Below are 11,727 nucleotides of genomic sequence, written 5' to 3' on the forward strand. Positions count from 1 at the left end.
TGATATGATAAACCTATGAAAAATGAACTTAGAAAAACAGTCTTGCCTCAATTAACTTCACAAGAACCTGAGACTAAGGCTAAGATAGATAAACATCTTTTGGAGCAATTGATTGCCTTACCTGCTTATAAAAAGGCTCAGGTGATTGCGACTTATTTGTCTTTTCCTCATGAATATGATACCAGTCTTTTAATCAATCAGGCTTTAAAGGATGGTAAACGACTTTTGATTCCTAAAACATATAAACAAGGTCGAATGATTTTTGTGGATTATGATCCAGATAATCTTGTTGCAACCTCTTTTGGCTTGATGGAACCTGCGTCTGATTTGGCTGTGGAAAAATCAGAGATTGATTTGATTCATGTGCCAGGAGTGGTTTTCAATGATGAAGGCTATCGCATTGGCTACGGAGCAGGTTACTATGATCGCTATTTATCTGATTTTGAAGGGGAGACAGTTAGTACGGTTTATCCTTGCCAGAAACATGATTTTCAACCAGACAGCTATGATATTCCTGTTAAGGAGGTCGTCACATGCCAGTAAATGAGTGGAAAAAATACCCAGCAACCTATTTATTGTTGGGGCTTACGACGTTGACTTTTATCTGTCAATATCTTTTAAACGGCTTTCAAGCGACCTCGCCTTTGAGCCTCTTTAAGATGGGGGCTATGTACGGTGCGTTTGTTCAGTACAGTCCCTTGAACCTTTGGCGTCTTGTAACACCAATTTTTATACATATAGGTGTTGAGCATTTTCTATTTAATATGCTTACTCTTTACTTTATGGGGAAAATGGCTGAGCAGATTTTTGGGACTCCACGTTTTCTAGGGCTTTATTTGTTAGCGGGTGTTATGGGAAATGCCTTTACCTTACTTTTTACGCCTAATGTTATTGCAGCTGGTGCTTCGACATCCTTGTTTGGACTTTTTGCGGCTGTTGTGATTCTTGGTTATTACAGTCACAGCCCCTTGCTTAATCAGTTAGGCCGTAATTATTTGGTTTTGATTGTTATTAACTTAATCTTCAACCTTTTTACACCTAGTGTTGGGATTACAGGCCATCTCGGTGGTTTAGTTGGAGGTGCTCTTGCAGCTATCTTTTTGGCCAACAAGGTTGAAAGTCGCTTATTTAGTAAAGGTTGGCGTTCTACAGCCCTTTTAACCTACATTTTACTATTGCTGATTCTTCTAGGATTCACTTATTTTTAAGTCATATGAAAAAACCATCGAATGTCAGGTTCGATGGTTTTTATATTAGTCTTTTTTAGCTGGTTTGCCTTCAAGTTTGTGGCCCAAGTCAATGAGGTATTGCTTGAGGTCATCTTTAACTTGAGGATGTTTAAGTGCGTAATCGATAGACGTTTTCATGAATCCGAATTTGTCACCGACATCATAACGGTTTCCAGTAAATTCGCGAGCAAAGACGCGTTGTGTCTTGTTAAGTGTATCGATGGCATCAGTCAGTTGGACTTCGTTTCCAGCACCTGGTTTTTGAGTTTCCAAAATACCGAAAATTTCAGGTGTTAGAAGGTAACGTCCGATGATAGCAAGATCACTTGGTGCATCTTCTGGATTTGGTTTTTCAACGAAAGTTTCAACGCTATAACGTCCATTTTCGCCTTTGCCTTGAGGGGCGATGACACCATATGAAGAAACTTCTTCGTGAGGTACAGGCATAACTGCAATGGTTGATGCGTGTGTTTCCTCATAATCGTTAATGAGTTGCTTAGTTAATGGTACAGCTTTGTCATTTGTGATATCCATGAGGTCGTCACCAAGCATGACAACGAATGGCTCATTTCCGACAAATGCTTTGGCTTGAAGAACTGCATCTCCAAGACCACGCGGATGGCTTTGACGGATAAAGTGGAGGTTGATAGCAGTGGTGTCATTAACCAATTTCAACAAGTCTGTCTTACCTTTTTGTTCCAAGTTGTATTCTAACTCGAAGTTTGAATCAAAGTGGTCTTCGATAGAACGTTTTGACTTACCAGTAACCACCAAGATATCTTCAATACCTGATTTGAGGGCTTCTTCAACGATAAATTGGATGGTTGGCTTGTCAACGATTGGCAACATTTCTTTGGCCAAGGCCTTAGTAGCTGGTAAAAAGCGTGTTCCGAGTCCTGCAGCGGGGATGATAGCTTTTCTAACTTTTTGATTCTTCATGAGAACTCCTTAGATTTTTATTTTTTATCCCATTCATTTTCAGAGCGCAATTCATTGGACATCATATTGAGAATAGATTCCTTGATATCAGCACCCTCATAGATAGATTTGTAGATTGCTGTTGTAATTGGCATGTAGACACCGAGTTCTTGGGCGATTTCGTAGGCAACCTTTGTGGTTGAAATACCTTCGATAACCATCCCCATGTTACGTTCAATGTCTTCTAGTTTTTCTCCACGACCGAGCGCATCCCCAGCACGCCAGTTACGTGAATGGATAGAAGTTCCTGTAACAATAAGGTCACCAACCCCAGATAGACCGCTGTAAGTCAAAGGATCGGCACCGAGTTTCACACCAAGACGAGTGATTTCTGCAAGTCCACGAGTAATAACGGCTGCCTTAGCATTGTCCCCATATCCCATACCGTGGAGGGCACCTGCACCTACCGCGATAATGTTTTTAAGAGCACCAGCTGTTTCAACACCAATCACATCTGAATTGGTGTAGAGGCGGAAGTAGTTATTACTGAAAATGCCTTGGACATAGCGTGCCACTTCAAGATCCTTAGATGCTGCTGTAATCAAAGTGATATCGCGAACGATAGTTTCTTCAGCGTGGCTTGGACCAGATACGACAACAATGTCACTGCGAAGTTTCTCAGGAATCTCTTCTTCAAGGATTGTTGAAAGACGTTCGTGTGTTCCGGGTTCCAATCCTTTTGAAGCATGCATGACAACGACTTTGTGGTCCAAAAGTTCGGCAACTTGTTTAGCAACTAAGCGAGTAACCTTGGTTGGAACAACAAAGAGAACAGCGTCGACACTATCTAGGGCTTCAGACAGTTCCTTGTAGGCTTTAATGTTTTCATCCAAAACCACATCCTTGAAGTAGCGGGTGTTGGTGTGTTTCTCGTTAATTTCATCAATTTGTTCAGGGATGTTTCCCCAAATACGGACCTCGTGTCCGTTGTCGTTGAGTACCTGAGCAAGGGCAGTTCCCCATGAACCAGGGCCCAAGACAGCGATTTTTTGTTTTTTCATCATTAGGTCTCCCTTTAGGTCCTTTCTAACAAAGTAGAAAAAGACTGTATTCTTTCTCATTATAACATAAGAAAAGCATGTTTGTCTTGTACTCTCTGTTAGGAAGGCTGATGGCTATTTATTTTTTCAGCCAATTTTGGGCAATGTAGCCTCCAATGAGGGCAGCCATGAGCGTTCCTCCAATCAGGATTAAGATATGACTGGCTGTAAAGGGAACCATAACTTGATTGACATAATCTTGAGTTTTCCCTTTGGCCAGGAGTTGTGCGATATAAGCTTTGGGTGCAAGCCACATGGTGATAATAGGTGCTAAGTTTCCTAGAGAAAAGATCATATAGGAGAGTAGATTAAGTTTATTATTCTCATAGTTCCCTTTCTTAGCTAGAAAATCAGCGACAAGGCCAGCTAAAAAGCTAGGAAGAAAGGCTAGAACAAAGTGCCCAGAGGCAAAGAAGAAGAGGGACATAAAGATACCCAGACAGGTAATAGCTCCAAATTGTTTAGTTTTTCTGATAAGCCCCAAATAGACCCAACCTGCAAAGATAGCAGCTAAAGCAGGCGTATGATACATATTTTTGACTTTGAAAAAGATTAAATCAATGGCAACTGCAAGGGCTAGGCAAATAAAATAGAGTAGAATAGCTAGACTGGTTTGTTTGATGAATGTCTTTTGACGCATGAGGTCTCCTAATCAATGTGAGGTGTTTTAGTTTTATTGAGCCAAGAGTATGCCAAACCAATGAAAATACCTCCGCCAATCCAGTTACCGAAGAAAACGACTATCCACTGACGTAGAATATTTGCCAAAGTGAAATTATCCACAGAGTCACGCACACCGTTGAAACCGAGCAACATGAAAGAGGCAAAGTTAGCAATCAAGTGTTCATTAATTAAAAATACAAACATGAAGATAGCTGATAGCGCAATGAAAATCTTAGCAGATTCTTCTTTGAGGAGCATGTAGCCCAAGATGGCAATATTAACGAACATATTCGCTGTAATACCTTCTGTAAAGTTCATCCAATCTGTTTTTCCAAGCTTGGTTGAGACAGCAGTAACTAAGAAGCTCTTGTCAGTCAAATGTTGGAAAGAGAAGGATTGGTTGAAGAACCAGGCCAAGATAAGGGCACCGACAAAATTAAAGAAGGTACAGTAGAGGAGGATGGTACACACCTTGCTCCATTTGATTTTACCATAATAGGCACCACTGGTCAGGAACATCATGTTTGAAGTAGCCAACTCTCCATTGAATATGAGAACGAAGACCAGTCCGATGGCAAAGATAAAGGCAAAAACAAAACGAGAAAGGGCCGGAATACCTGTAGCGATAACATCCGTACCAATAATTCCTACAGCAGTTGACATGGTAAGATAAGCTCCTGCAAGCATAGAACGCAAGGCATAGCGACCCAGACTTTCGTCAAAGAGAGCTTCTTTTTTAGCACAAGCAGCGAATACTTTTTCTTTAAATTGAGACATAGGTTTACCTCTAAAATATGTGGCATGGAGCATGGCAAATGCGCAAGCTCGAGTGAAACTTAATCTAGGATGACCATGAAAAAAAGTCAGGACAGTTGTCCCAACTTTTCCAAGTCTTAATATGAGGATGCTCCAGATGTAGCATCTGCGGCTGGGGCTGCGTCGCCACCATGACCACCCGCATCTGATGCACCAGATGTGGCGTCGCTACCGCCATGACTAGCTGCAGCTGGTGCAAAAGGACCGCTTCCTCCGACAAGGCGTTGACCAGTTGTTTCGAGATACCAGTCAAGCCATGGTTTAAAGTTAAAGACGATTTCATTGATTCCTGCATAAGAACCATCATCATAGTACATAGCCTGATAGTTATGCGTATTAATAACTCCTTCAGGTGACCCTGGAACAATCGTACGAACATATTCTTGGTTACCATTACGAAGTGTACCGATAACCCATTCCACATTTTTCATACGAGCTGGTGGAAGTGAGCCGTGAACAGTTGACATACGGCTACCAGATTGAGGTGGCACACGTTTGGCAAACATAGTGTCAGGATCTTGATGGGCGTTGTTGTAGTAGAGGAACTGGTTGTTATCATCAGCATAGGTCAATTCAAATGGCATAGCCTTGAGGAACATGTCAATTTGATTAACCGTCAAAATACCGTGGTCCAATTTTACGTAGGTATCACCAGATACCGCACCAGTGATTTCAGCTACTTTTTCTACCCACTCTGGATCGTCAGGATCAACTTCGGTAACAGTTGTAGCGATTGGGTTGTTACAATCCAAGTCTTCAGGTTCAATTGGTTTTGGTTTTTTCAATTTAGAAACCACTCCTACATATTGGATGAAATTATCTAAGCACTGTTCAAGGAAGTTAACAGTACCTTCGTTGGTAATGTTTCCCTCAAGGTCAAAGGCTTCTTTAGCCTTTCCAAGCAAGAATTCATTACCTGGAAGTGTATAGGCATTGACACCAGGTGCTTCAAGGATTTTACGCAAATGCACCTGGGCACGTGAAGTTCCTTGGTCGTAGTAAGAAGCACCAACAATCATTACAGGCTTGTTTTCAAAAGGGTGCACTTCGAATGATAGCCACTCTAATACTGATTTAAGTGCTGCAGAGATAGTGTGATTGTGCTCAGGTGTTGCAATGATGACACCGTCAGCGCGTGTAATTTTGTTATTAAGTAAGCGAAGTTGAAAACTTTCATCCCATTTTTCATCTTGGTTAAACATAGGGACTTCATCAATTTCTAAAACTTCAAGTTCAAATTTAATTTTAAAATGTCTTCTGATAAATTCGAGCAGTTTACGGTTATATGATTGGTCATAATTTGCTCCAACGAGTCCAACAAATTTCATAGTTTATATTCTCCTGTCTTATAGGCTTTCCCAGTCGAAGTCTTCAGCTTCTTTATGTAATAACTCTGTAGCATGTGAGAGCTTACCAGTAATTTTGACGTAGAGACGGAAGTCATCGAAAATAGCATCTAATTTTTTGATGACATCAAGGTCAACTAAATCGCCGTTGCTATCAAAAGCTTGAAGGGAATGTGAAAGCAAGAATTCGTCTGGAAGCACGTTAGCTTTGATTTCTGGAGCATTCAAAATTTGACGAAGTTGTAGCTGTGCACGAGAAGCTCCTAGAGTTCCATAAGATGCTCCTGTAATCATAACAGGCTTATTCAAAAGAGGGAAAACACCGTATGAGACCCAAGCTAAAGCATTCATGAGAACAGCTGGAATTGAGTGGTCATACTCAGGTGTTCCAATAATAACCCCATCAGCCTCATCGATTTTTTTAACGATTTCAAGGACACTTTCTGGCAATTGCTTGTTAGCGGGTTTGTTAAAGATAGGAAGGTCTTTGATTTCAACAAGTTCGATGTCTGCCTTATCTGCAAAATGTTTCTGAATATATTGCAATAATTGTCTATTAGTTGAACGTTTTGAATTCGTACCAACAAGTCCGATGAATTTCATGACAATTCTCCTTAAAAGTATTATATCTAGTACTATGTTAGCGTTTTCCTAGTTAAAAGTCAATCTTCGTTTAATGAGAAAGTGATTAGACTATTACCTTTGTCATCTTATTTCGAATAGATTATAATAGGATAGATTTAAAAGTCTGAAGCTAGCATGGCTAGTTTATACAAATACTAGTCAATAGATGTATCGAAAGGAAAAAATAATGACAAAAATTCGTGGATTTGAACTCGTATCAACGTATAACAATCAGGAATTGCTTCCAAAACGTGAGACAGCTCATGCTGCAGGTTATGACTTAAAGGTGGCAGAGAACACTGTCATTGCTCCTGGGGAAATTGTTCTCGTCCCAACAGGTGTTAAGGCTTACATGCAACCTGGTGAGGTCCTCTATCTCTATGACCGTTCGTCAAACCCTCGCAAAAAAGGCCTGGTTTTGATCAACTCAGTTGGCGTTATTGACGGCGATTACTATGGAAATCCAGGAAATGAAGGTCACATCTTCGCCCAGATGAAAAATATTACTAATCAGCCCGTGACTCTTGAAGTTGGCGAACGCATCGTTCAAGGTGTCTTTATGCCCTTCTTGATTGTAGATGGAGACGAAGCTGATGGTATTCGTACAGGTGGTTTCGGATCGACTGGACAGTAGAGGGAGCAAAGTGGCAGATTATTTGTTAGTAATCGATATGCAGTCAGATTATGTTACTGTAGGAAAAGCATATCATGAAGAACTGATTGCAGCTGTAAATGACAAAATTGCTAGCTATCCCAGCGACCGAGTTATCTATATTCTCAATCGTTTTTTCTGGGAGAGAAAAGATAGAAAGAAGAAATTTGCGACCGGCTTGCTGCTTGTATCTTCTCGTATCTTTGAGAAGCGTCGGGCTTCTTGCTTTACTAATCCAGATTTAAAAGATTTTTTAGAGGGGAATGGTACTAAAAGCATAGAGTTTATAGGGGTAGATGGCAATGGCTGTGTTAAGGCTTCCGTTTTGGCGGCTATCAAGGAGAACTATCAGGTTTCCGTAGATTTGTCCGCTGTCGGAGTTGCCAACCAGAAGAAATTTCAAAAAACATTGCATAAGTGGCACTCTGCTAGAGTAAGCGTAGAAGGAGAATTATCATAGCTAAGAAAAAATCAACTTTTGTTTGTCGAGAATGTGGCTACAATTCACCCAAATATCTAGGGCGTTGCCCCAACTGTTCTTCTTGGTCCTCTTTTGAGGAAGAAGTTGAGGTGCAGGAGGTGAAAAATGCTCGTGTCAGTTTGACGGGTGAAAAGTCCAAACCTACTAAATTAAAAGAAGTCTCTTCAATTAATTATGCCCGCATAAAGACTGACATGGACGAGTTTAACCGTGTTCTAGGTGGCGGTGTGGTTCCGGGTAGCCTGGTTCTTATTGGAGGAGATCCAGGTATAGGGAAATCGACTCTCCTCTTACAGGTGTCAACACAGTTAGCTAACAAGGGAACTGTCCTCTATGTATCTGGGGAAGAATCTGCCGAGCAAATCAAATTGCGGAGCGAACGTTTAGGTGATATTGATAACGAATTTTATCTTTATGCTGAGACTAATATGCAAGCCGTTCGCAGCCAAGTAGAGGCGATAAAACCCGATTTTCTCATTATCGACTCTATTCAGACCATCATGAGTCCAGAGATTTCTGGCGTTCAAGGTTCTGTATCTCAGGTTCGTGAAGTCACTGCTGAACTTATGCAGATTGCCAAAACCAATAACATCGCCACATTTATTGTTGGGCATGTGACCAAGGAGGGACAGCTGGCTGGACCACGTATGTTGGAACACATGGTGGACACGGTTCTCTATTTTGAGGGGGAACGTCATCACACCTTCCGTATTTTACGAGCAGTCAAAAACCGTTTTGGTTCAACCAATGAGATTGGGATTTTTGAGATGCAGTCTGGTGGTTTGGTAGAAGTGCTAAATCCTAGCCAGGTTTTCTTAGAGGAACGTCTAGACGGAGCCACAGGTTCTGCCATTGTTGTGACAATGGAAGGTAGCAGACCTATCTTAGCTGAAGTTCAAGCCTTGGTGACCCCAACCGTCTTTGGTAATGCTAAGCGGACAACAACGGGACTGGATTTTAACCGCGTCAGCCTCATTATGGCTGTTTTAGAGAGACGTTGTGGCCTTCTTCTCCAAAATCAAGATGCTTATTTAAAATCAGCTGGTGGTGTCAAATTGGACGAGCCGGCTATTGACCTTGCTGTAGCCGTTGCGATTGCTTCTAGTTACAAGGAGCTTCCAACCAATCCACAAGAAGCTTTTATAGGAGAAATTGGGTTGACTGGAGAGATTCGCCGAGTAACTCGCATTGAACAGCGTATTAATGAAGCTGCTAAATTAGGTTTTACTAAGATTTATGCTCCTAAAAATTCGCTTCATGGCATGAAGATTCCAGAAGGTATCCAGGTCATTGGGGTCACGACGGTAGGAGAAGTACTCAAAAAAGTCTTTTCTTAAAAAGAGACCTCAAAACAAGTGCTTGGAAGCGCTTGCAAAAATACCTATTCGATGCTATACTTTTCATAAGGATAGGGAGGTATTTATTATGCAATTTTTCACAGACAGCAACATGCAGTTCCCTTTAGTAGAGTTATCTCTTAATCAAGGTGAAACAGTCTTTATCCAGCGTGGCAGTATGGTATATCACACACCGAATGTGACACTGAGTACCAAATTAAATGCCAGTGGATCAGGTTTAGGTCGCTTTGTAAAAGCAGTTGGGCGTTCAATGGTTTCGGGTGAAAGTAGCTTTATTACTCAGGTTGTCTCGCAGTCCAATAACGGCTATATAGCCTTGGCCCCTGATTCTCCAGGTCAAGTGATTCCACTTTATTTAGGTGAAAAACAGTACCGACTAAACGACGGTGCCTTTCTAGCACTTGATGGTACAGCCTACTATACAATGGAGCTCCAGTCTGTTGGTAAGGCTCTTTTTGGTGGTCAGGGTGGTTTCTTTGTAATGACTACCCAAGGCCAAGGAACTCTCTTGGCAAATGCTTACGGCTCTATTAAAAAAATTGAGCTAAACAATCAAGAAGTGACTATTGATAATGCTCATGTCGTTGCCTGGAGTCAGACACTTGATTATAATATTCACCTGGAAAATGGTTTCTGGCAGTCTATTGGGACAGGAGAGGGTGTTGTTAATACCTTTAGAGGAACAGGTGAAATTTATGTTCAAAGTCTCAATCTTCAAACCTTTGCAGGCTTGCTTAATAGATACTTGCCAAAACGTTCATAATATAAATTGAAGGAGGATGGATGCTTGTTAGCATTTATTCTCCTTTTTTATGTTGCGAACTCAATAGCTGACAAGTTAATAAAAAGATGATAAGATAGTGTGTAAATAATTTGATAGTCAAATTATTTTCTTCATTAGAAAGTGAGTTATTATGTCTTATTTTGAAAACTTTCTCAATGCCAACAAAGCCTATGTTGACCTCCACGGGACAGCCCCTCTTCCCTTGAAACCAAAGACTAAGGTGGCTATTGTGACTTGTATGGATTCACGCCTTCACGTTGCTCAGGCCTTGGGGTTGGCACTAGGTGACGCTCATATTTTGCGTAATGCGGGTGGTCGTGTGACGAAAGATATGATTCGTTCTTTGGTCATTTCTCAACAACAGATGGGGACACGAGAAATCGTAGTTCTTCACCATACAGATTGTGGTGCTCAGACCTTTAAGAATGATGAGTTTACCGCCTATCTCAATAAAGAACTTGGTGTTGATGTTTCTGATCAAGATTTTCTTCCATTCACAGATGTAGAAGAGAGTGTTCGTGAAGATATGGCCATTCTTCGTCAGTCACCGCTTATCCCTGAGGATGTTATCATCTCCGGTGCGGTTTATGATGTAGATACTGGCCGAATGACTCAAGTTCAACCCTAATACCGAAAAGTTAAGCAGGCATGGTTGCCTGCTTTTTTCATGTTTTGACATAAAAAACTCAGCACACAATAAATCTGCTGAGTTAATCTAGTTTTTAAGAAACAATAAAAATAAGAATCACGGTCCCCAAATAGAAAAGACTGGTGATAAAAAAGCTGATACGCCAGAACAACTTAAGAAAACGTTTAAATTTAAAGGATTGTGTTTTTCTCAGCATTTGAATCGTGATAATGATAGCCGCCAAGGATAATAAAATGGTGATGTAAGGCAAAAAGCTATGGGTAAAGAAACGGGCTGACACAGCAACTACCTCAATAAAATAAAGAGGGAAGGTAAGGTCAGCAAAATTAAGCCCTAGGTATTTTAAACTGAAGAAGCGGTGGATAATAAAAGCAAAGATAGGTGTTAGAATCAAAAATGCTATAGCAAAGAATTTATATAGAATCATAAGTCTATTTTACCTCGAAAAGCCCTTTATGTAAATTTTTTCCTAAACTTAATAAGAAATTCTTGCATCTAAAAAGAATTTCTGTATAATAGATAAGGTATGTAAAAACATACTTGTGGGAGGTAACAAAACTTACTTACCGCCAAAACCACAATAGGAGGAAATTACAAAATGGCTAAAAAAGTCGAAAACATCGTAAAACTTCAGATTCCTGCTGGTAAAGCGACTCCAGCTCCACCAGTTGGACCAGCTCTTGGTCAAGCCGGAATCAACATCATGGGATTCACTAAAGAGTTTAACGCTCGTACAGCTGACCAAGCTGGTATGATCATCCCAGTTGTTATCTCTGTGTATGAAGATAAATCATTTGATTTCATCACTAAAACACCACCAGCTGCTGTTCTTTTGAAAAAAGCTGCAGGTGTTGAAAAAGGTTCAGGTACTCCAAACTCAGTTAAAGTTGCTTCAGTAACTCGTGCACAAGTACAAGAAATTGCTGAAACTAAAATGCCTGACTTGAACGCTGCAAACATCGAATCAGCTATGCGTATGATCGAAGGTACTGCACGTTCAATGGGATTCACTGTTACTGACTAATTCAGTTAACAAGAAAACCACAGACGTCGTCTCACTTCGCTGAGTGACGTGGAAGATGAAAGTCGTTATGACCACATTACACA

At 40.8% G+C, this 11,727-nt stretch carries 15 protein-coding genes; 8 read left to right on the top strand and 7 right to left on the bottom strand.

Annotation, left to right across the window (positions count from 1 at the left end; translation table 11 throughout):
• Window positions 1–15 precede the first annotated feature (15 nt).
• Complete coding sequence (locus LG375_RS07975) at window positions 16–543, top strand: 5-formyltetrahydrofolate cyclo-ligase (RefSeq protein ID WP_225745591.1); 528 nt, start codon at window positions 16–18, stop codon at window positions 541–543.
• Window positions 534–1,208, top strand: coding sequence for a rhomboid family intramembrane serine protease (locus LG375_RS07980; RefSeq protein WP_225745592.1), 675 nt, complete (start codon window positions 534–536; stop codon window positions 1,206–1,208). The genes LG375_RS07975 and LG375_RS07980 overlap by 10 nt, the downstream gene beginning before the upstream one ends.
• A 45-nt stretch (window positions 1,209–1,253) precedes the next feature.
• Here the strand turns inward: LG375_RS07980 and galU are convergent, their stop codons facing one another.
• The 6 genes from galU to LG375_RS08010 form a co-directional block, all read right to left on the bottom strand.
• Window positions 1,254–2,168, bottom strand: a complete 915-nt coding sequence (galU, locus tag LG375_RS07985; RefSeq protein ID WP_002891986.1) for a UTP--glucose-1-phosphate uridylyltransferase GalU — start codon at window positions 2,166–2,168, stop codon at window positions 1,254–1,256.
• A gap of 17 nt (window positions 2,169–2,185) precedes the next feature.
• Window positions 2,186–3,208 carry an NAD(P)H-dependent glycerol-3-phosphate dehydrogenase gene (locus LG375_RS07990; protein ID WP_155198449.1) on the bottom strand — a complete coding sequence of 341 codons (1,023 nt, stop codon included), beginning with the start codon at window positions 3,206–3,208 and terminating at the stop codon, window positions 2,186–2,188.
• Window positions 3,209–3,326: 118 nt separating this feature from the next.
• Window positions 3,327–3,887: an MptD family putative ECF transporter S component gene (locus tag LG375_RS07995; RefSeq protein WP_225745593.1), complete on the bottom strand. Its 561-nt coding sequence runs from the start codon at window positions 3,885–3,887 to the stop codon at window positions 3,327–3,329.
• Between the two features lie 8 nt (window positions 3,888–3,895).
• Window positions 3,896–4,687, bottom strand: a complete 792-nt coding sequence (locus LG375_RS08000; RefSeq protein ID WP_225745594.1) for a formate/nitrite transporter family protein — start codon at window positions 4,685–4,687, stop codon at window positions 3,896–3,898.
• Between the two features lie 116 nt (window positions 4,688–4,803).
• Complete coding sequence (locus LG375_RS08005) at window positions 4,804–6,054, bottom strand: NAD(P)H-dependent oxidoreductase (protein ID WP_060973055.1); 1,251 nt, start codon at window positions 6,052–6,054, stop codon at window positions 4,804–4,806.
• 18 nt (window positions 6,055–6,072) lie between these two features.
• The gene (locus LG375_RS08010) at window positions 6,073–6,675 is read right to left on the bottom strand and encodes an NADPH-dependent FMN reductase (protein WP_014635095.1); all 603 of its coding nucleotides are present in this window, start codon (window positions 6,673–6,675) and stop codon (window positions 6,073–6,075) included.
• A 208-nt stretch (window positions 6,676–6,883) separates the two neighbouring features.
• Here LG375_RS08010 and LG375_RS08015 point away from each other — a divergent pair, with 208 nt between their 5' ends.
• From LG375_RS08015 to LG375_RS08035, 5 genes are all read left to right on the top strand, one after another.
• Window positions 6,884–7,330, top strand: coding sequence for a dUTP diphosphatase (locus LG375_RS08015; protein WP_048790867.1), 447 nt, complete (start codon window positions 6,884–6,886; stop codon window positions 7,328–7,330).
• Window positions 7,331–7,340: 10 nt separating this feature from the next.
• Complete coding sequence (locus tag LG375_RS08020; RefSeq protein WP_048790876.1) at window positions 7,341–7,808, top strand: isochorismatase family cysteine hydrolase; 468 nt, start codon at window positions 7,341–7,343, stop codon at window positions 7,806–7,808.
• A complete protein-coding gene (radA, locus tag LG375_RS08025; protein WP_225745700.1) occupies window positions 7,805–9,166 on the top strand; it encodes a DNA repair protein RadA in 1,362 nt (453 codons plus the stop codon). Before LG375_RS08020 ends, radA begins: the two co-directional genes overlap by 4 nt.
• Before the next feature lie 88 nt (window positions 9,167–9,254).
• On the top strand, window positions 9,255–9,950 hold the full coding sequence (locus LG375_RS08030; RefSeq protein ID WP_037598509.1) for a TIGR00266 family protein: 696 nt from the start codon (window positions 9,255–9,257) through the stop codon (window positions 9,948–9,950).
• Window positions 9,951–10,101: 151 nt separating this feature from the next.
• The gene (locus LG375_RS08035) at window positions 10,102–10,599 is read left to right on the top strand and encodes a beta-class carbonic anhydrase (protein WP_073689648.1); all 498 of its coding nucleotides are present in this window, start codon (window positions 10,102–10,104) and stop codon (window positions 10,597–10,599) included.
• A gap of 94 nt (window positions 10,600–10,693) precedes the next feature.
• On the opposite strand, the gene LG375_RS08040 is transcribed toward LG375_RS08035, so the two are convergent.
• Window positions 10,694–11,047 (bottom strand): DUF3397 domain-containing protein, encoded by a 354-nt coding sequence (locus tag LG375_RS08040; RefSeq protein WP_002885872.1) that lies wholly within the window; start codon window positions 11,045–11,047, stop codon window positions 10,694–10,696.
• A 171-nt stretch (window positions 11,048–11,218) separates the two neighbouring features.
• On the opposite strand from LG375_RS08040, the gene rplK reads away from it, so the two are divergent.
• Window positions 11,219–11,644, top strand: coding sequence for a 50S ribosomal protein L11 (gene rplK, locus LG375_RS08045; protein ID WP_002885648.1), 426 nt, complete (start codon window positions 11,219–11,221; stop codon window positions 11,642–11,644).
• Window positions 11,645–11,727 lie beyond the last annotated feature (83 nt).

It is taken from the genome of Streptococcus sp. Marseille-Q3604, assembly GCF_916619785.1.
Taxonomy (GTDB): domain Bacteria; phylum Bacillota; class Bacilli; order Lactobacillales; family Streptococcaceae; genus Streptococcus.